This window comes from Mycobacterium heidelbergense, assembly GCF_050205645.1.
GTDB lineage: Bacteria > Actinomycetota > Actinomycetes > Mycobacteriales > Mycobacteriaceae > Mycobacterium > Mycobacterium heidelbergense_A.
The window spans coordinates 233,967-253,190 of the sequence record NZ_JBNMQT010000008.1; the positions used below are offsets into that span (position 1 = coordinate 233,967).

Below are 19,224 nucleotides of genomic sequence, written 5' to 3' on the forward strand. Positions count from 1 at the left end.
CGCTATCGTGCGGGCCATGGCGATCAACGAAACACGCGACATTGTCATCGAAGCCAGCCCGGAGGAGATTCTCGACGTCATCGCCGATTTCGAATCGCTGCCCGAGTGGTCGGAGCCCCACCAGAGCTCCGAAGTGCTGGAGAGGGGCGAGGACGGCCGGCCCAGCAAGGTCAAGATGAAAGTCAAAGCCGCCGGCATCACCGACGAGCAGGTGGTGGCCTACACCTGGAGCGAGAACAAGGTGAGCTGGACGCTGGTCAGCTCCGGCCAACAGCGCTCGCAGGACGCGTCCTACACGTTGATACCCGAGGGCGACAAGACCAAAGTCAAGTTCGAGATCAGCGTCGACCCGGTGGTACCGCTGCCCGGCTTCGTGTTGAAACGGGCCGTCAAAGGGACGATCGACACCGGCACCAAGGGCCTGCGCGACCGCGTGCTCAAGGTCAAGAAGGGCAAGTAGTCGGTGACCGGCGCGGGCCCGCTGGCCGGGGTGAGAGTCATCGAACTCGGCGGCATCGGACCGGGGCCCCACACGGGGATGGTGCTCGCGGACCTGGGCGCCGACGTGGTGCGGGTCCGCCGTCCCGGCGGACTGACGATGCCGCCCGAGGACCGCGACCTGCTACACCGCGGGAAGCGGATCGTCGACCTGGACGTCAAGACGCAGCCCGGGACGCTGCTGGAGCTGGCCGCGAAGGCCGACGTGCTGCTGGACTGCTTCCGGCCCGGCACTTGCGAACGATTGGGCATCGGGCCCGACGACTCCGCGGCGGTCAATCCGCGACTGATCTACGCGCGGATCACCGGCTGGGGACAGGACGGGCCACTGGCCGCGACGGCCGGCCACGACATCAACTATCTGTCGCAGACCGGTGCGCTGTCGGCGCTCGGCTACGCCGACCGGCCGCCGATGCCGCCTCTGAATCTGGTCGCCGACTTCGGCGGCGGATCGATGCTGGTGCTGCTGGGCATCGCGGTGGCGCTGTATGAGCGGGAAAAGTCGGGCAAGGGACAGGTCGTCGACGCCGCGATGGTCGACGGGGTCAGCGTGCTCGCGCAGATGATGTGGACGATGAAGTCCACCGGCGCGCTGCGCGACCGGCGCGAGTCGTTCCTGCTCGACGGCGGCGCCCCGTTCTACCGCTGCTACGAGACATCCGACGGCAAGTACATGGCCGTCGGTGCCATCGAACCGCAATTCTTCGCAGCATTGCTGGCCGGGCTCGGCCTGACCCAAGACGAGGTGCCCGGCCAGCTCGACATCGGTTCATACCCACGGATGTACGACGTCTTCGCGCAACGATTCGCCAGCCGGACCCGCGACGAGTGGGCCCAGGTTTTCGCCGGCACCGATGCGTGCGTCACCCCGGTACTGACGTGGAGCGAAGCCGCGACCAACGAGCATTTGAACGCGCGCTCGACGGTGATCACGGCCCACGGCGTCGAACAGGCCGCGCCGGCGCCGCGGTTTTCCCGAACGCCGGCCGGGCCGGTAGGGCCGCCGCCGGCGACCACGACACCGATCGCCGAAATCGGCTGGTAGCTAAATAGTCACGCCGAACACCAGCCGCGGGTAGGTCGCCGGGGTTAGGTTGTTATCAGTGGCAGTAAAAGCATCACGGGAATTCGTCGTTGATGCGCCGCCAGAAGTGGTCATGGAGGCGCTGACAGATGTCGGCGTCCTTTCATCGTGGTCGCCACTACACAAACAAGTCGAAGTGATCGACCGTTATCCCGACGGTCGGCCCCATCATGTCAAGGCCACGATCAAGATTCTGGGGCTCGTCGATAGAGAGATGCTGGAATATCACTGGGGCCCCGACTGGGTTGTCTACGACGCCAAGGGGACCGCCCAACAGCATGGCCAGCACGTCGAGTACAACCTCAAACCCGAGGGTGTCGACAAGACCCGGGTGCGTTTCGACATCACGGTCGAACCGGCGGGGCCGATCCCCGGTTTCGTCGTCAAGCGCGCGGCCGAAAACGTCCTCAACGCCTCGGTGAAGGGGCTGACCGATCTGGTCAGGGGCGGCCGCGATTCGGGTGATTAGCAGTGGCCGTGCAAGCGTCGGCGGAGATCGTCATCAACGCGCCCCCGGAGGTCATCATCGACGCGCTCGCCGACATGGACACCGTTCCGTCATGGTCCGCGGTGCACAAGAAGGCCGAAGTGGTCGACACCTATCCCGACGGCCGGCCGCACCACGTGAAGGTCACGATCAGGGTGATGGGCATCGTCGACACGCAGTTTCTCGAGTACCACTGGGGGCGGGACTGGATGGTGTGGGACGCCAAAAAGACCATCCACCAACATGGTCAGCACGGCGAGTACAACCTGACTCGTTTGGGCGAGGACAAGACCCGGGTGCGATTCGGCATCACCGTCGAACCGTCGGCGCCACTACCTGAGTTCCTCATCAACCGGGCCCGCAAGAAGATCCTGCACGCCGCGCTGGAGGGACTGCGCTGGCGAGTTATGGGTGATTGAGCGCGGCCAGCCGCCTGATCGCCTCGTCGAGGGTGTCGTCGCGTTTGCAGAAGGTGAAGCGCACCAGGTGATTCCACACGTCAAGGTGCGGGGCGGCCGGATCGCAGAATGCCGACATCGGGATGGCCGCGACGCCAACCTTTTCCGGTAATGCCGCGCAGAACGCGGTGCTGTCGTCGTAGCCGAGCGGGCGCGGATCGGCGCACAGGAAGTAGGTTCCGCCGCTGTCGTGCACCGCGAAGCCGATCTTGCTCAGCCCGGACGCCAGCCGATCTCGTCGGGCCTGCAGCGAGCTTCGAAGCTCGGCCACCCACGCGTCTTCGGTGTCCAGCGCGAGGGCCACGGCGGGCTGTAACGGCGCCCCGCCGACGTAGCTCAGATACTGTTTGGCCGCTCGGACGCCGGCGATGAGTTCAGCTGGGCCGCATGCCCATCCGATCTTCCAGCCGGTGCAGTTGAACATCTTGGCGGCGCTGGAGATGGTGATGGTGCGCTCGGCCATGCCGTCGAACCCGGCCAGTGGCAGGTGGCGGCGGCTGTCGAAGACCAGGTGCTCGTAGACCTCGTCGCTGATGACCAAAAGATCTGCCGCCACCGCGATCTCGGCGACGGCCGTCAGCTCGGCCTCGCTCAGCACCGCACCGGTCGGGTTGTGCGGCGAGTTGATGATCAGCGCGCGGGTCCGGGGCGTCAGTGCCCGCCGCAGCGCGTCGGTGTCCAGCGCGAAGCCGCGACCGTCGGGGACCAGCGGCACGGCCAGCCGGTGCGCGCCGGCCATCGCAACCACCGGGGAGTACGAGTCGTAGATCGGTTCGACCAGCAGTACGTCCGAGCCCGGCTCGACCAGCCCGAGCACCGCCGCCGCAATGGCCTCGGTGGCGCCGACGGTCACCAGCACCTCGGTGTCGGGGTCGTAGTCGACGCCGAAGTGTCGCTTGCGGTGGGCGGCGATCGCGTGACGCAGCGGCGCGATGCCTATTCCAGGCGGGTATTGGTTGGCGCCCTCGGCGATGGCGTCTTGCGCCGCCTTCAGCAACGCGGGCGGTCCGTCCTCGTCGGGAAAGCCCTGACCGAGGTTCACCGCGCCGATCCGCGCGGCCAGCGCCGACATTTCGGCGAACACCGTGGTGGCGTAGGGCCGCAGCCGCGACACCGTCATGGTGGTCGAGCCTAGCTTCAGCCCCGATCGTGACTGCAGCGTCACGCTCGGCGCCCATAGTGACTGCAGCGTCACGTTCGGCGCCTGACCAGCCAACTCGGCCCAACCAACAGGTTGGCCGGGGGCCCTGTTAGGGTGCTGGGTACGGATCCGAACCCCCATTTGTGAAGAGGAAGCCGACATGTCCGAAGAAGCCTTCGTCTACGAGGCCATCCGCACCCCGCGCGGTAAGCAGAAAAACGGGTCGCTGAACGAGGTCAAGCCACTGAGCCTGGTCGTTGGGCTGATCGACGAACTGCGCCGGCGATTTCCCGACCTGGACGAGAACCTGATCAGCGACGTCGTCCTCGGTGTGGTTTCACCGGTCGGTGACCAGGGCGGCGACATCGCCCGGGCCGCGGTGCTGGCCGCCGGCATGCCCGACACCGTCGGTGGCGTGCAGCTCAACCGGTTCTGCGCGTCCGGGCTGGAGGCGGTGAACACCGCCGCGCAGAAGGTGCGGTCCGGCTGGGACGACCTGGTGCTGGCCGGCGGCGTCGAGTCGATGAGCCGCGTGCCGATGGGCTCCGACGGCGGCGCGATGGCGCTGGACCCGGCCACCAACTACGACGTCGGCTTCGTCCCGCAGGGCATCGGCGCCGACCTGATCGCCACCATCGAGGGCTTCTCCCGGGAGGACGTCGACGCCTACGCACTGCGCAGCCAGGAGAAGGCGGCCGCGGCATGGTCGGGCGGCTACTTCGCCAAGTCCGTGGTGCCGGTCCGCGACCAGAACGGCCTGTTGATCCTCGACCACGACGAGCACATGCGGCCCGACACCACCATGGAAGGTCTGGCCAAGCTGAAGCCCGCCTTCGAGGGCCTCGCCGCGCTCGGCGGGTTCGACGACGTGGCGCTGCAGAAGTACCACTGGATCGAGAAGATCGATCACGTGCACACGGGCGGCAACAGCTCGGGCATCGTCGATGGCGCCGCGCTGGTGCTCATCGGCTCCGAGGCCGCCGGCAAGTCGCAGGGCCTGACTCCGCGGGCGCGCATCGTGGCCACCGCCACGACCGGGGCCGAGCCCACGATCATGCTGACCGGACCGACGCCGGCCACCCGCAAGGTGCTCGACCGGGCGGGCCTGACCGTCGACGACATCGACCTGTTCGAGCTCAACGAGGCATTCGCCTCCGTGGTGCTGAAGTTCCAGAAGGACCTCAACATCCCCGACGAAAAGCTCAACGTCAACGGCGGCGCCATCGCGATGGGCCACCCGCTGGGCGCCACCGGCGCGATGATCCTGGGCACGATGGTCGACGAGCTCGAGCGCCGCAACGCCCGGCGCGCCGTGGTCACGCTGTGCATCGGTGGCGGCATGGGTGTCGCGACGATCATCGAGAGGGTTTAAGTCATGGCCGACAACACAATTGCTTGGGACAAGGACGCCGACGGCATCGTCACGCTGACCATGGACGACCCGTCCGGGTCCGCCAATGTGATGAACGAAGCCTACATCGAGTCGATGGGCAAGGCCGTGGATCGCCTTGTCGCCGAGAAGGATTCGATCACCGGCGTCGTCATCACCAGCGGCAAGAAGACGTTCTTCGCTGGTGGCGACGTCAAGACCATGATCCAGGCGACGCCCGAGGACGCCGGCGACGTTTTCGACACCGTCGAGACCGTCAAGAAGCAACTACGCACCCTGGAAACGCTGGGCAAGCCGGTCGTTGCGGCCATCAACGGCGCCGCCCTCGGCGGCGGGCTGGAGATCGCGCTGGCGTGTCATCACCGCATCGCCGCTGACGTCAAGGGCAGCCAGATCGGCCTGCCCGAAGCGACATTGGGTCTGCTGCCGGGCGGCGGCGGGGTGACCCGCACCGTGCGGATGTTCGGCATCCAGACCGCGTTCGTGAGCATCCTCGCCCAGGGCACGCGGTTCAAGCCCGCCAAGGCCAAGGAGATCGGTCTGGTCGACGAGCTGTTGCCGACGGTCGAGGAGCTGGTGCCCGCGGCCAAGGCGTGGATCAAGGCCAACCCCGACTCGCACGAGCAGCCGTGGGACAAGAAGGGCTACAAGATGCCCGGCGGCTCTCCGTCGTCGCCGTCGCTGGCGGCCATCCTGCCGTCGTTCCCGTCGAACCTGCGTAAGCAGCTCAAGGGCGCACCGATGCCCGCGCCGCGGGCCATCCTGGCCGCCGCGGTCGAGGGCGCGCAGGTCGACTTCGACACGGCAAGCCGCATCGAGAGCCGCTACTTCGCGTCGCTCGTCACCGGCCAGGTCGCCAAGAACATGATTCAGGCGTTCTTCTTCGACCTGCAGCACATCAACTGCGGCGGGTCGCGGCCCGACGGCATCGGCAAGACGCCGATCAAGAAGATCGGTGTGCTCGGCGCCGGGATGATGGGCGCCGGCATCGCCTACGTCTCGGCCAAGGCCGGTTTCGACGTGGTGCTCAAGGATGTCAGCTTCGAGGCCGCCCAGAAGGGCAAGGGCTACTCCGAGAAGCTGGAAGCCAAGGCGCTGGAGCGGGGCCGCACCACCGAGGAGAAGTCCAAGGCACTGCTGGACCGCATCACCCCGACGGGCGACGCGGCCGACCTCGCGGGCGTCGACTTCGTGGTCGAGGCGGTGTTCGAGAACCAGGAACTCAAACACAAGGTGTTCCAGGAGATCGAGGACATCGTCGAGCCCAACGCGCTGCTGGGCTCCAACACCTCCACCCTGCCGATCACCGGCCTGGCGACCGGCGTCAAGCGGCAGGAGGACTTCATCGGGATCCACTTCTTCTCGCCGGTGGACAAGATGCCGCTGGTCGAAATCATCAAGGGCGAGAAGACATCCGACGAGGCGCTGGCCCGGGTGTTCGACTACGCGCTGGCCATCGGCAAGACGCCGATCGTCGTCAACGACAGCCGCGGTTTCTTCACCTCACGCGTCATCGGCACGTTCGTCAACGAGGCGCTGGCGATGCTGGGCGAGGGTGTCGAGCCGGCCAGCGTCGAGCAGGCCGGCTCGCAGGCCGGTTATCCCGCGCCGCCGCTGCAGTTGTCCGACGAGCTCAACCTGGAGCTGATGCACAAGATCGCCGTCGCCACCCGCAAGGGTGTCGAGGACGCCGGTGGCACCTACGAGCCGCACCCGGCCGAGGCCGTCGTCGAGAAGATGATCGAGATCGGCCGCCCTTCGCGGTTGAAGGGTGCCGGGTTCTACGAATACGTCGACGGCAAGCGCACCGGCCTGTGGCCGGGCCTGCGGGAGACGTTCAAGTCGGGGAGTTCGCAGCCGCCGCTGCAGGACATGATCGACCGGATGCTGTTCGCCGAGGCGCTGGAAACGCAGTAGTGCCTCGACGAGGGTGTGCTGACGTCGACGGCCGACGCCAACATCGGTTCGATCATGGGCATCGGCTTCCCGCCGTGGACGGGCGGTAGCGCGCAGTTCATCAACGGCTACTCCGGTCCGGCCGGCACGGGCAAGGACGCCTTCGTGGCCCGCGCCCGTGAGTTGGCGGCCAAGTACGGCGACCGCTTCCTGCCGCCGGACTCGCTGACGTAGGTCTGCACTCGAAGGGTCAGGCGCGGCGCTGAAAGAGGTAGTACCGCGTCGGGGTTTCGCGGTCGAGCTCCCGCTCGTCGCCGGTGGACAACAGCGTCCAGGCAGGGGTGAATCGCCGTTCCATCTCGGCGGGCTCGATGCCGCGGACGCCGAACCTGCCGCCGGGCCGGAACGCCACGATCAGTAGCCGTGCCTCGGGCGCCGACACGGCGCTGACCTCCCGGACGTAGGCGTCGCGATCCACGTCGCTCATGTTGTGCAGGCAGCCGTTGTCGACGATCAAGTCGAAGCCCGCCCCGATGCCCTCCTGACTCAGGTGCGTGACGTCGGCGCGGACGAAGTCGACCGAAGCGCCGGCGGCGCCGGCCTTGGCGCGAGCCTTGTCGAGCGCCTTCGTGACAAAGTCCACCGCGGTGACTTTCCATCCTCGCTGAGCGAGGTAGATCGACGTGTCTCCGGTGCCACATCCCAGTTCCAGCGCCGATCCCGCGGGCAGCGCGGGTGTGTCGGGAGTTCCCTCGATCAGCCCGCGCAGGCTCTGCGCAAGCGGATGCCCGTCCCAGGGAGTGAAGCCGATCCGGTAGAAGATGCGAAACAGGGTTTGTTTGGAGGCCATACCGCCACGGTATGCCTAATCCGTCTTGCAGGCCGCGGCAATTCGGCGCCATTGCTCGCGCGGGAACGCCGTCGGGTCGGCCGTCAGGACCTGGACGCAGACGTGGTCGGCGCCGGCCGAACGATGCTCAGTGACCCTGCGCGTGATCGCGTCCTCGTCGCCCCAGGCGATGATGGAATCGAAGAGACGATCGCTGACCTGCGCCAAGTCGTCCTCCGAAAACCCACTGCGCAGCAGGTTATTGGCGTAGTTCGGCAACGCCAAATACGCACGCAGCCAATCGGTTCCGATAACGCGCGCCTCCTCTGCCGTATCGCACAAGATCGCGGTCTGCTCCGGCAACAGCAACGGCCCTTCGCCCAAAGTCGCACGGGCGGCGGCGGTGTGCTCCGGGGTGACGAGATAGGGGTGCGCGCCGCGGGCGCGGCTCGCGGACAGCGCCAGCATTTTGGGACCCAGCGCGGCAAGGACCCGCGCATCGGCGGGCACCGGTGACGGCGCGGCATCCAGCCCGTCCAGGAAAGACGCCGTCGCCGCCAGCGGTTTGCGGTACCGCCCAGGCTGGCCGGCGTCGACGAGCGGCGCGTGGCTGACCCCGATCCCCAGCAGGAAGCGCTCCCCGTGCTCGGGCGTCAGCGCCGCATAGGAATCCGCGACCTCACCGGCCGAGTGCATCCAGAGATTCAGGATCCCGGTGGCGATCACCGTACGCTTGGTCGAGGCGAGCAGGTGACCCACCGCGTCGAACACCGGGCCGCCCACGTCCGGAATCCACAGGGCCGCAAAGCCCAGCTCATCCAATTCCGCTGCCGCATCAGTGGATTCGGCTTGGTCGCCGTAGCGAAGCTGACTACTCCATACCCCGACACCGCCGAGTTCCATCGGCCGTCATTCCTCTCGTGGCTCTTCACGGACCGTGCTGCCGAACGCCCGCTGCCGCGTAGTCTTTGTACTGCATCGAGTCGTAGAGCCGCACACCCTTGGCATTCAACCTTGCGAGCGCCTTGGTAAGCCCGGCGGGCAGCATCGAGATCAACTGGGCTCCCCGGGTCAGCGCCCACACACCGGCGGCCGAGCCGGGGACGAGGCTCTTGGCCACGGTGCGCGCAAACGCGCGGCTGCGGCGCACCGGATCGATCATCTGCCGCTCGTAGGCCGCGAACGCCTGGGCGTAGTCCCCATTAGCTTGCGCGAGTTCACCGGCCAGCACGTAGGCGCCCAGCACCGCGATGCTGGTGCTGCCGCCGACCGCGGGCCCCGGGCAGTACCCGGCGTCGCCGACCAGCGTGACCCGCCCGCGCGACCAGCTGTCCAACGTCAACTGGGTGATCGAGTCGAAGTAGAACGTCGGTGCGCGGTCGAGCTCCTCAAGCCACCCGTCCACCGTCGTATGCATCCCGGCAAATCCTGCGCGAAGTAACTCCTTCTGCCGCAAGGCATCTCGGTAGTCATACTCGAGTTCTTCGTTGCTGCGGAACATGAACAACACCCGGGCGTCGTCCAATGGTTTCGCGGTATAGATTCCGGCAAGACGCCCGACACCGACGTGGATGACCATCTCTTTCTCGCGCGCAAGCGTTTTCGGCGCCGACAGCACCGCCAGGTACCCGCCGAGGAATTGCGTCCGTCCCGCATCTTCGCCGAAGACCAGGCGCCGCACGTTCGAGTGCAGCCCGTCGGCGCCGATCACGACGTCGTACCTGCGGGGCGCCGCGTGCTCGAAAGCTACCTCTCCGTCGCGGGAGATGGCCGTGATCGAGTCGCCGAACAGGTACTCGACTTCGTTGTGTCCGGCGTCGTAGTACGCCTCGCTGAGGTCATCTCGCATGATCTCGACGTGACGATCGGATGCGGCACCGACGGTCTTGGTGATGTCCACGCGGACGGACCGCCTGGCACCCTCGCGGTAAATCGTCCCGGTGTCGGTCCCGGTGGCCAGCGCCTCGATTCTCGGCAGCACACCCATCTTCTCCGAGATCTCCATGGCCGGCCGGAACAGATCGACGGCGTGGCCGCCGGTCTTCCGCAATGCGGGCGCGCGCTCGACGACGGTGACGTCGAACCCGTATCGGGTGAGCCAGTACGCGAGCACGGGGCCCGAGATGCTGGCCCCGGAGATCAGAATCCGCATGGCGACCTCCCCGGGGCCCCTCCAAGTTGGGTAATGCCCATCGTTGCACAGCGCGGCGGGGCTAAAGTCCCTTGCTATGCGTTTCGGTCTCTTCATTCCACAGGGCTGGCGAATGGATTTGGTCGGCATCGAACCCGAAAAACACTGGGCGGTGATGCGGGACCTGGCCACCTACGCCGACGACAGCGCCTGGGATTCGCTGTGGGTCTACGACCACTTTCACACTGTGCCGATGCCGACGGGCGAAGCCACCCACGAGGCGTGGTCGCTGATGGCGGCATACGCGGCGAGCACGTCGCGGATCAAGCTCGGCCAGATGTGCACCGCGATGAGCTACCGGAATCCGGTGTACCTGGCGAAGGTGGCCGCGACCATCGATATTGTGTCCGGCGGCCGGATTCAGATGGGAATCGGCGGCGGCTGGTACGAACACGAATGGCGCGCTTACGGTTACGGCTTTCCGTCGGCCGGGGTGCGGTTGGGTCGGCTGGACGAAGGCGTGCAGATCATGCGCGACGCCTGGCGCGACGGCAAGGTCAGCTTCGATGGGCAGCACTATCAAGTCGACGGCGCCATCGTGGCCCCGAAACCGTTGCAGCCCAATGGTATCCCGCTGTGGATCGCCGGCGGCGGCGAGAAGGTGACCTTGCGCATTGCCGCGAAATACGCGCAGTACACCAACTTTGTGTCGGAGCCCGAGGCGTTCGCCCACAAGTCGGAGGTGCTGGCGCAGCATTGCCGCGCGGTGGGCACCGACTTCGACGGCATCGTGCGCTCGGCGAACTTCACCGCGCTGCTCGGTACGTCCGACGCCGACGTCAAGGACCGGCTGCGGCGGGTGCGCGACCGCATGGTCGACTACGTGCCCGAGTCGGTGGCGGACGCCATGATCGCCGGTGGCAGCGGGCCGGATTCGGCGACCGGCACACCGGAACAGGTGATCGAGCGGATGGCGAAGGTCCGCGACCTCGGCTGCGAGTATGCGATCTGTTATTTCCCGGAGGCCGCGTATGACCGTTCGGGCATCGAGCTTTTCGAACGCGAAGTCATTCCGGCGCTGGGCTAGACATCGGCCGTGACGTACCGCGTCTTGACCGGGGGCGAGGCCAGCAGGGGAGGCAGCTCGGTCAGCTTTCCCTCGCCGGCGCGAAAGCTGCGGTAGGCCTCGTCGTGCTCGACGGTGTCCCAGAGTTCGTAGATGATCCAGTGGGCCTCGTCGTCCTCGTCGACCAGCACGTCGGTGCGGAGGTTTCCCTCGAACGCCCGGGTGTCCCGCAGCGCCCGGCCCATGACGTCGCGCGCCGCGGGCACCGCATCCGTCCTGAACCTGAGTTCGAGCAGCACCGTGACCGGCATGTCGTCTCCTTTGTATTGCGACTCGGATCTCAAGATAACTGGCGCCGTACCGCGGCGAGCCACGCGGCGTGGCGATTGTCCTATCGGTCTCACTGGCCACATGGGTACCGCGAAGAGACCCCGACCCGATCTACGAAAGCGACAGCACGGGCGATATCGCTTTGGGGAGACGCTTATTGGTCGACCCGCGTTACCGGACGCCGACGGGCGCAGTCGATGAGAACGCGATTTCCACTTTTATCGAATGCTGTTGTACCTTTCAGGGAGCGCATTATTGTGTGGCGGACTGCGGATGATCACTGGAGGATCCCTCGATGCAGAAGGCACTCGCCCCTGACATCTCCACCTGGCCCGACGAGAGCCCGCAGCTGATCGGTAGCCGCTGCGGCAGCTGCGGTGCCACGACGTTTCCCGTGCAGCAGTGGTGTCCACGCTGCAGCGGCGGTGAGATGAGCGAGCTGTTGTTGCCCCGTCGCGGAACGCTGGTGGCGTGGACGACCCAGGGCTTCCCGCCGGGGGCTCCCTACGCCGGGCCGACGGGAGAGGATTTCGTGCCGTTCGGTGTGGGCCTGGTGCAGCTCGGCGACGTGATCCGCGTGGAGGGCCGGCTGACCGAGAACGACCCGGCCAAGTTGCAGTTCGGCCAGGAGGTCGAGCTCACCATGGTGCCGTTCACCACCGATGCCGACGGCGACGAGATCGTCACGTTCGCGTTCCAGCCGGTCTGACGGGAAGGAGCCTGAGATGACTAACGACGTGGCCATCATCGGCGTGGGCCTGCATCCATTCGGCAGGCACGACAAGACCGCGATGCAGATGGGCGCCGAGGCGATCCAGTCGGCGCTGAGCGACGCCGGCGTGGACTGGAAGGATATTCAGTTCGGTTTCGGCGGCAGCCACGAGGTGTCCAATCCCGACGCGGTGACGCGGCTGGTCGGGCTCACCGGCATCACGTTCACCAACGTCTTTAACGCCTGCGCGACCGCGGCCAGCGCCATTCAGCAGACCGCCGACACCATTCGACTGGGCAAGTACGACCTCGGCATCGCCATCGGTTTGGACAAGCACCCACGCGGCGCCTTCACCGACGACCCCGCCAAGCTGGCGCTGCCGCAGTGGTATGCCCAGAACGGGCAGTTCGTCACCACCAAGTTCTTCGGCATGAAGGCCAACAAGTACATCCACGACCACCACATCTCCCAGGCCACGCTGGCCAAGGTGGCCGCCAAGAACTTCCGCAATGGCGCCTTGAACCCGAATGCCTTCCGCCGCAAGGCGATTCCCGAGGACGAGATCCTCAACTCGACGGTGCTGAACTACCCGCTGACGCAGTACATGTTCTGCGCGCCCGACGAGAGAGCCGCCGCGGTGATCATGTGCCGCGCCGACATGGCCCACAAGTTCACCGACAAGCCCGTGTACGTGCGGGCCTGCGAGATCCGCACCCGCCGCTACGGCGCCTATGAGGTGCACGCCACTTCAGCGCCGCTGGACGAGGACGCCTCCCCGACGGTATATGCGGCCAAGGCCGCCTACGACGCCGCCGGCATCGGTCCCGAAGACGTCGACATCGCCCAGCTGCAGGACACCGACGCCGGCGCTGAGGTCATTCACATGGCCGAGACGGGGCTATGCGCCGACGGTGAGCAGGAGAAGCTGGTGGCCGACGGCGCTACCGAGATCCACGGCTCGATCCCCGTCAACACCGACGGCGGGCTGATCGCCAACGGCGAGCCGATCGGCGCGTCGGGGCTGCGGCAGGTGCACGAGCTGGTGCGTCAGCTGCGCGGCGAGGCGGGCGAGCGCCAGGTGCCCGGCAACCCGCGCGTCGGCCTGGCGCAGGTGTACGGCGCGCCCGGCACCGCGTCGGCGACCATCCTGTCGCTCTAAATCGCCGGGCCCAGTAGGTCGTCCGCGTCGCGGATGATGTAGCCGTAGCCCTGCTCCGCCAAGAAGCGCTGCCGGTGTGCGGCGTACTCGGCGTCCAGGCTGTCGCGCGCGACCACGGAATAGAACATGGCGCCACCGCCGTCGTGCTTGGGTCGCAGCAATCGCCCCAGCCGCTGGGCCTCCTCTTGGCGGGAGCCGAACGTTCCCGAAACCTGCACCGCCACAGAGGCTTCGGGCAAGTCGATGGAGAAGTTGGCGACCTTGGACACCACCAGCGTGGGCACTTCGCCACGGCGGAAGGCATCGAACAGCTCTTCGCGCTCGCGGGTCCTCGTCGACCCCTGGATGACCGGAGCGTTCAGCTCGGCCCCGAGTTCGTCGAGCTGATCGAGGTAAGCGCCGATCACCAGGGTCTGCTCGTCGGGGTGCTTCTCCAGAATCGATTTGACCACAGCGATTTTGGTGTGCACCGTCGAGCACAACCGGTAGCGTTCCTCGGGTTCGGCGGTGGCGTACATCATTCGCTCGTTATCGGTCATGGTGACGCGCACTTCGACACACTCCGCCGGCGCGATCCAGCCCTGCGCCTCGATGTCCTTCCACGGCGCGTCATAGCGTTTGGGGCCGATCAGGGAAAAGACGTCACCCTCGCGGCCGTCCTCGCGAATCAACGTGGCGGTCAGGCCCAGCCGCCGCTTGGACTGCAGATCGGCGGTCATCCGGAACACCGGTGCCGGCAACAGATGCACCTCGTCGTAGATGATCAGTCCCCAGTCGCGGCTGTCGAAGAGCTCGAGATGGCGGTATTCGCCCTTGGTGCGGCGGGTGATCATCTGATACGTCGAAATGGTGACGGGCCGGATCTCCTTGCGTTCCCCGGAGTATTCGCCGATCTCGTCCTCGGTCAGCGAGGTGCGCGCCACCAGCTCTCGTTTCCATTGCCGGGCGGCGACGATGTTGGTGACCAGGATGAGCGTCGTCGCGCTGGCCTTCGCCATCGCGGCCGCGCCGACCAGCGTCTTGCCGGCGCCGCACGGTAGTACCACCACGCCCGAACCGCCGGACCAGAACGAGTCCGCGGCCATCTGCTGGTAGTCGCGCAGGTGCCAGTCGTCCTGGTGCAGGCTGATCGGATGCGCCTCGCCGTCGACGTAGCCGGCGAGATCTTCCGCGGGCCAACCGATCTTGAGGAGCATCTGCTTGACCCGGCCGCGCTCGCTGCCGTGGACGACGACGGTGTCGTCATCGATGCGGGCGCCGAGCATCGGTGCGATCTTCTTGTTGCGGAGCACTTCCTCGAGCACCGCGCGGTCAAGGCTGACCAGTGTCAGGCCGTGGGCGGGGTTCTTGACCAATTGCAGCCGGCCGTAGCGGGCCATGGTGTCGACGATGTCGACCAGCAGGGGCTGGGGCACCGCGTAGCGCGAGAAGCTGACCAGCGCGTCGACGACCTGTTCGGCGTCGTGGCCGGCCGCGCGGGCATTCCACAACGCCAGCGGCGTGATGCGGTAGGTGTGTACGTGTTCGGGCGCCCGCTCCAGCTCCGCGAACGGGGCGATGGCGGCGCGCGCGGCGCCGGCCAGCTCGTGGTCCACCTCGAGCAGCACCGTCTTGTCGGACTGCACGATCAACGGCCCGTCAGTCATATCACCCATTATTCAGTCGTCCGCCGACACCACCGACGTGATGCGGTGAACGGCGAAGTCGCGCAGCCGCCCGGAGGCCGAGTCGAAGGCCACCAGCTGCCCCCCGCGGACGGTGATCGGCGACACCACCCGCTGGGTGGCCACGCCTGCGGCGTCGAGGTAGCCGATCACCAGCGTGTCCTGATTCCTCGCCGCGCGCTGCAAGAGCGACATGGTGACCGCGGGATCGACGCGGATATTGCCGAACGGCGCGGCGGTCACCTTGCGCAGCACCGAGACGACCGCGTTCAGCGTCTCGCCGCTGGGGCGCGGCGGCGGGCGATACGGGCGACGGTGCTGCGGCGTGGGCACCCGCGCGCCGCGGGGTCGCACGTCGACGATGGCGCCGGAGGAATCTTCGGCCGCCGGGGCGAAACCCGCGGACCGTAGCGCGTCGAGCACCTCGGCGATCGGCGCGGGCGACACGGCCACCGTCGGCGCCAGGGCACGCAGCTGTAGATCGTCGGCGGCCGCTATTGCGTGGGCCAGCAGGGCCGGGTCTTCGCAGCGCACAAACGACGCGGCCATACCGATTCGAAGCTGCCCGTGTCTGCGTGCAACATCGTCGATGAGGTATGTGAGTCCTTGTGGTACTGCCGTTTTGGAGTGCTTGGCGAAAAATGCGTGCATCCCGTCGCGGGTTTTGCCGATGTCGAGTGCGTGCCGGATCGATTGCTCGCTGATCCGGTACACCATCGCCGCGCCGGCCGATTCGACGGTGGCGACGGCCCCCAATTCCTCGGCGAGATCGCGCTGCAGCGGCCCGGGTACCACGACGGTCAGGTCGGCCTGCACGAAAAAGTGGTCGATCGGCTTGGGCAGCGCCCGCGTCATCGCATCGATCCCGACGGCGGGGTCGACGGCTTCGTCGAGCAGCGCGCGGGCGGGGGTGCTGATCGCCCCGCGACCGATCAGGCCCAGTGCGTGGCCCTCGGCCAGCAGGTCGGCGACCGGCCCGGGCTGCAGCCGTCTCGCCCAGCGCGGGCGCCGCCAGATCAGCGCCGCCGACGCCGCCGCCGCGTCGACCCCGGCACCGGGGGGCAGCTCGGAGAGCATTCCCAGCAGCAGCCGGCGATCCAACGGGGCGGCCGTCGAGTACAGCGAATCCGTAAGGGCGCCATACGGTTTCGCGTCTGGGCCCCGGGTGCCGATCAATGCCGGCCGCCCCGGCAGGTCGAGCCACGTGCCGGCCAGCAGGTGCCAGCGCTCGGCGGTGGACATCGCGCTGAACCGGTTGGTGGCCACCGTCGGCGCCCAATAGGGTCCGTCGCCGCTGGCGGGCTCCGGATCGGGCATGCCGCTCGCGATCAACCCGGCCGCGGCCGCGACTTCCAAGATCAGGCCCAGTCGCGGCTCGTCAATGCCGGTAGTCTTGGCCAGGCGTTTGACGTCGCGAACTCCCAATCCGCCGCTGCGCAGCTCGGGAACCGGTGCGCTGCCGAGGTTTTCGAGCAGCACATCGAATTCGCGCAGCAGGTCGATGAGGGCCCCGGCCGCCGCCGCATCGGCATCGTCGGGTGTCGTCGTCGACACCACCGGATTCGGCGCTGTCAGTTGCATCGGGCCGGGCTGCTCGCCGCGGAGCACCTGTCCGACGTGGCGGGGCAGGATCACCGTCTCGGCATCGATTCGACGCAGCAGCCCCTTCGCCAGCAGCCGCGGCACCGGTCGATCCGCTGGGGCGCCGGGCGCGGCGTCGCGGGTGCGCCCCATCGGAGACCCGTGCACCAGTTTCTCCAGCACCTCCAGCTGCGGTTTGTCGAGCCCGGCGATCAGACCGGCGATCTCGTCGCCGGTGCGCGCGGTGTCCTCGAGCGTGACCTGGCCCGCGTGCCACGGCAACGCCGTACCCGCGTCGGCGGCCACCCGGACGGCGGCGTCCCCCCACACCAGGGCGCGCTGCCGCAGATCGTCGAGAGCGCCCATCACGTCGGCTTCGGGAGCGCGGTCGCCGATCAGCGCCAGCAGCTTTGCGGTCGGCACGGGCGCGGTCTCGGCCTGCAGCACCAGCAGCGCGTCGAGCACGGCCAGCCGCAGGAAGTCGAGCTCGTCGGTGGCAGCCTTGACCGACTGCCGGGCCACGGCGCGCGCCGCCAGCGCGGCGATGCTGCCGGGTGGCGGCTGGGCGAGGTCCGGCCGTAGTTCCAGCAGTCGGATGAGCCGCTCGTCGGACAAGTCGGCCAGCCAGGACCCCAGCGGGATATCCGGGGTGTTGTCGGTCATTGCTGACCAGCGTAAAGCAGCGGGCGGACCCCCGCGGCGACGGCGAGGACGCCGGAATCGGGCGCCCGCGGGCTTGCGTCACGCCCACCGGTGCGACCTGTCAGAATGGACCCCGTGGCTGACATTGCTGAGGACAACGCGGGCAAGACCCGGTACGTCGACAACGGCTGGCCGACGACGGACCCGGATGACCACGCGGTGAGCGAACTGGCAACCGATCGGACGGGCGCGTTGTCCCCTTTCGGTGACCTGACGTTCCCGCTGCCCTCCGACGACCTGCCGTACGTTCACCCGGTCACCGTCGTCAACCGGTAGGCCGCCAGCCATGGCTGCGGCATCCGGGGCATCCCGACCGGGCTCGCTCTCGCACCTGGATGAGCGGGGGGCGGCGCACATGGTCGACGTCACCGAGAAGGGCGCGACCAAGCGCACCGCCGTGGCCGCCGGGGCGTTGCGGACCTCGGCGCAAGTCGTGTCGCTGATCTCGACCGGCGGCCTTCCCAAGGGTGATGCGCTGGCCACCGCGCGGGTGGCGGCCATTCTGGCAGCAAAGCGAACCAGCGACCTGATTCCGCTGTGCCACCAGCTCGCTCTGACCGGCGTCGACGTGGATTTCACCGTCGGCGAGTCCGACATCGAGATCACGGCGACGGTGCGCAGCACTGACCGTACCGGCGTCGAGATGGAGGCGCTGACCGCCGTCAGCGTCGCCGGGCTTACGCTCTACGACATGATCAAAGCGGTTGACCCGTCCGCTCGCATCGACGACATTCGGGTGCTCCGCAAAGAGGGCGGCAAAACCGGAAATTGGACACGGTGATGGGCGCGAGATCCGCACGAGTGATCATTGCTTCGACCCGAGCCTCGGCCGGAGTGTACGACGATCGGTGCGGGCCGATCATAACCGAATGGCTTGGGCAACACGGATTTTCGCCCGCGCAACCGGAGGTGGTCGCCGACGGCAACCCGGTTGGTGAGGCGCTGCGCGCCGCGGTCGACGACGGCGTCGACGTCATCATCACCTCGGGCGGTACCGGCATCTCATCCAGCGATTCCACCCCGGACCAGACCGTGGCCGTGCTCGACTACATGATCCCCGGACTGGCCGACGCCATCCGCCGCTCCGGGCTGCCGAAGGTGCCGACGTCGATGCTGTCGCGCGGAGTGTGCGGGGTGGCGGGCAGCACCCTGATCGTCAACCTGCCCGGCTCACCCGGCGGGGTGAAGGACGGCCTCGGGGTGCTCGCCGATGTCCTCGATCACGCCCTCGACCAGCTCGCAGGCAAAGATCACGAGCGATGACGCTCGTCCTGCGCGCCGCCATGACCGAGCAACCCATCTGTCTGGCCGAGCATGAAGAGCTGGTGGGCCATCAGTCGGCGGGGGCCATCGTCGGGTTCGTCGGCATGATTCGCGACCACGACGGCGGACGCAGGGTGGTGCGGCTGGAGTATTCCGCGCACCCGTCGGCCGCGGAGGTCATCGCCGAGGTGGTGGCGGAGGTCGCCGAGCAGTCCAGCGGGGTGCGCGCCGTCGCGGCCAGCCACCGGATCGGCGCGCTGCACATCGGCGAGGCGGCGCTGGTGGCCGCGGTCGCCGCCGACCACCGGCAGGCGGCGTTCGCGACCTGCGCCCAGCTGGTGGACACCATCAAGGCACGGCTGCCGGTGTGGAAGCACCAGTTCTTCGACGACGGAACCGACGAATGGGTCGGCTCCGCCTAGGTCCAAGGGCCTAGGCCGTCAGCGAGGGCCGGACGGCTGGGCGATCGCGTCCAGCGCGTCGTTGCCGTGGATGTCGTGGCCCTGGATCGCTTGCCACAGCTGCCTGGTGTAGCCGACTTGCGACACATGGTCAACGGAAGCGGTGTTCAGGTCACCTGGAGCCGGCGGCGCGGGTGGCACGGCGTCCGCGGGAGGCACGGGCGGTACTGCGTCGGCTGGAGGTGCCGGCGGTAGCGCGTCGGCCGGAGGCGCGGCGTCGGCCGGGGGTGCCGGCGGCAGGGCGTCGGCGGGAGGCGCGGGCGGCGCCAGGTCCGCCGGAGGCGCCGGCGGCACGTCCGCGGGCGGGGCCGGCTGGTCGAACGAGGCCAGTACGACCGGCGCGGGCGGGGCGGCCGGCGGCGGGGGTGGTGG

19 protein-coding genes and 2 pseudogenes are annotated in these 19,224 nt (G+C 67.8%); 13 read left to right on the forward strand and 8 right to left on the reverse strand.

Annotation, left to right across the window (positions count from 1 at the left end; genetic code table 11):
* The first annotated feature begins 16 nt into the window (after positions 1–16).
* From ACQI5H_RS11920 to ACQI5H_RS11935, 4 genes are read left to right on the forward strand one after another with little or no spacing between them, the layout of a single operon-like run.
* Complete coding sequence (locus ACQI5H_RS11920; protein ID WP_076059092.1) at positions 17–460, forward strand: SRPBCC family protein; 444 nt, start codon at positions 17–19, stop codon at positions 458–460.
* Positions 461–463: 3 nt separating this feature from the next.
* Complete coding sequence (locus ACQI5H_RS11925; protein ID WP_427079566.1) at positions 464–1,543, forward strand: CaiB/BaiF CoA transferase family protein; 1,080 nt, start codon at positions 464–466, stop codon at positions 1,541–1,543.
* A gap of 58 nt (positions 1,544–1,601) precedes the next feature.
* On the forward strand, positions 1,602–2,051 hold the full coding sequence (locus tag ACQI5H_RS11930) for an SRPBCC family protein (RefSeq protein ID WP_427079567.1): 450 nt from the start codon (positions 1,602–1,604) through the stop codon (positions 2,049–2,051).
* A 2-nt stretch (positions 2,052–2,053) separates the two neighbouring features.
* On the forward strand, positions 2,054–2,488 hold the full coding sequence (locus tag ACQI5H_RS11935; protein WP_427079568.1) for an SRPBCC family protein: 435 nt from the start codon (positions 2,054–2,056) through the stop codon (positions 2,486–2,488).
* Here the strand turns inward: ACQI5H_RS11935 and ACQI5H_RS11940 are convergent.
* Positions 2,475–3,647 carry a pyridoxal phosphate-dependent aminotransferase gene (locus tag ACQI5H_RS11940; protein WP_427079569.1) on the reverse strand — a complete coding sequence of 391 codons (1,173 nt, stop codon included), beginning with the start codon at positions 3,645–3,647 and terminating at the stop codon, positions 2,475–2,477. The two genes, ACQI5H_RS11935 and ACQI5H_RS11940, sit on opposite strands and share 14 nt — an antisense overlap.
* A gap of 181 nt (positions 3,648–3,828) precedes the next feature.
* Between ACQI5H_RS11940 and ACQI5H_RS11945 the strand changes: the two genes are divergently transcribed.
* Both ACQI5H_RS11945 and ACQI5H_RS11950 read left to right on the forward strand, forming a co-directional pair.
* Complete coding sequence (locus tag ACQI5H_RS11945) at positions 3,829–5,040, forward strand: acetyl-CoA C-acetyltransferase (RefSeq protein ID WP_427079570.1); 1,212 nt, start codon at positions 3,829–3,831, stop codon at positions 5,038–5,040.
* A 3-nt stretch (positions 5,041–5,043) separates the two neighbouring features.
* A pseudogene (locus tag ACQI5H_RS11950) lies at positions 5,044–7,188 on the forward strand (3-hydroxyacyl-CoA dehydrogenase NAD-binding domain-containing protein).
* Between the two features lie 16 nt (positions 7,189–7,204).
* Here the strand turns inward: ACQI5H_RS11950 and ACQI5H_RS11955 are convergent.
* From ACQI5H_RS11955 to ACQI5H_RS11965, 3 genes are read right to left on the reverse strand one after another with little or no spacing between them, the layout of a single operon-like run.
* A complete protein-coding gene (locus ACQI5H_RS11955; protein ID WP_427079571.1) occupies positions 7,205–7,804 on the reverse strand; it encodes a class I SAM-dependent methyltransferase in 600 nt (199 codons plus the stop codon).
* A gap of 15 nt (positions 7,805–7,819) precedes the next feature.
* A complete protein-coding gene (locus ACQI5H_RS11960) occupies positions 7,820–8,686 on the reverse strand; it encodes an LLM class F420-dependent oxidoreductase (protein ID WP_427079572.1) in 867 nt (288 codons plus the stop codon).
* 25 nt (positions 8,687–8,711) lie between these two features.
* Positions 8,712–9,935 carry an FAD-dependent monooxygenase gene (locus ACQI5H_RS11965; RefSeq protein ID WP_427079573.1) on the reverse strand — a complete coding sequence of 408 codons (1,224 nt, stop codon included), beginning with the start codon at positions 9,933–9,935 and terminating at the stop codon, positions 8,712–8,714.
* 76 nt (positions 9,936–10,011) lie between these two features.
* Between ACQI5H_RS11965 and ACQI5H_RS11970 the strand changes: the two genes are divergently transcribed.
* Positions 10,012–11,001, forward strand: coding sequence for an LLM class F420-dependent oxidoreductase (locus ACQI5H_RS11970; protein ID WP_427079574.1), 990 nt, complete (start codon positions 10,012–10,014; stop codon positions 10,999–11,001).
* Here ACQI5H_RS11970 and ACQI5H_RS11975 read toward each other — a convergent pair.
* Positions 10,998–11,291: a putative quinol monooxygenase gene (locus ACQI5H_RS11975; RefSeq protein ID WP_427079575.1), complete on the reverse strand. Its 294-nt coding sequence runs from the start codon at positions 11,289–11,291 to the stop codon at positions 10,998–11,000. The two genes, ACQI5H_RS11970 and ACQI5H_RS11975, sit on opposite strands and share 4 nt — an antisense overlap.
* Positions 11,292–11,605: 314 nt before the next feature.
* Between ACQI5H_RS11975 and ACQI5H_RS11980 the strand changes: the two genes are divergently transcribed.
* Entirely contained in the window at positions 11,606–12,019 is a 414-nt protein-coding gene (locus tag ACQI5H_RS11980; RefSeq protein ID WP_076122743.1) for a Zn-ribbon domain-containing OB-fold protein, read from the forward strand.
* 16 nt (positions 12,020–12,035) lie between these two features.
* On the forward strand, positions 12,036–13,181 hold the full coding sequence (locus tag ACQI5H_RS11985; RefSeq protein WP_427079576.1) for a thiolase family protein: 1,146 nt from the start codon (positions 12,036–12,038) through the stop codon (positions 13,179–13,181).
* Here ACQI5H_RS11985 and ACQI5H_RS11990 read toward each other — a convergent pair.
* Complete coding sequence (locus ACQI5H_RS11990; RefSeq protein ID WP_076122468.1) at positions 13,178–14,827, reverse strand: DNA repair helicase XPB; 1,650 nt, start codon at positions 14,825–14,827, stop codon at positions 13,178–13,180. The genes ACQI5H_RS11985 and ACQI5H_RS11990 overlap by 4 nt on opposite strands.
* 12 nt (positions 14,828–14,839) lie before the next feature.
* Positions 14,840–17,089, reverse strand: a complete 2,250-nt coding sequence (locus ACQI5H_RS11995; protein ID WP_427079577.1) for a helicase-associated domain-containing protein — start codon at positions 17,087–17,089, stop codon at positions 14,840–14,842.
* 114 nt (positions 17,090–17,203) lie between these two features.
* Between ACQI5H_RS11995 and ACQI5H_RS12000 the strand changes: the two genes are divergently transcribed.
* Genes ACQI5H_RS12000 through ACQI5H_RS12015 form a run of 4 tightly spaced genes read left to right on the forward strand, consistent with a single transcriptional unit; the run spans position 17,204 to position 18,813 of the window.
* Positions 17,204–17,404 (forward strand): hypothetical protein, encoded by a 201-nt coding sequence (locus ACQI5H_RS12000; protein ID WP_076122466.1) that lies wholly within the window; start codon positions 17,204–17,206, stop codon positions 17,402–17,404.
* A 10-nt stretch (positions 17,405–17,414) separates the two neighbouring features.
* Positions 17,415–17,909: a cyclic pyranopterin monophosphate synthase MoaC gene (gene moaC / locus ACQI5H_RS12005; RefSeq protein ID WP_427079578.1), complete on the forward strand. Its 495-nt coding sequence runs from the start codon at positions 17,415–17,417 to the stop codon at positions 17,907–17,909.
* Positions 17,909–18,391: a MogA/MoaB family molybdenum cofactor biosynthesis protein gene (locus ACQI5H_RS12010; RefSeq protein WP_427079579.1), complete on the forward strand. Its 483-nt coding sequence runs from the start codon at positions 17,909–17,911 to the stop codon at positions 18,389–18,391. Before moaC ends, ACQI5H_RS12010 begins: the two co-directional genes overlap by 1 nt.
* Positions 18,388–18,813: a molybdenum cofactor biosynthesis protein MoaE gene (locus tag ACQI5H_RS12015; RefSeq protein WP_427079580.1), complete on the forward strand. Its 426-nt coding sequence runs from the start codon at positions 18,388–18,390 to the stop codon at positions 18,811–18,813. Before ACQI5H_RS12010 ends, ACQI5H_RS12015 begins: the two co-directional genes overlap by 4 nt.
* An 18-nt stretch (positions 18,814–18,831) precedes the next feature.
* On the opposite strand, the pseudogene ACQI5H_RS12020 reads toward ACQI5H_RS12015, so the two are convergent.
* Positions 18,832–19,224: pseudogene (locus tag ACQI5H_RS12020) on the reverse strand (transglycosylase family protein); the annotation flags it as partial.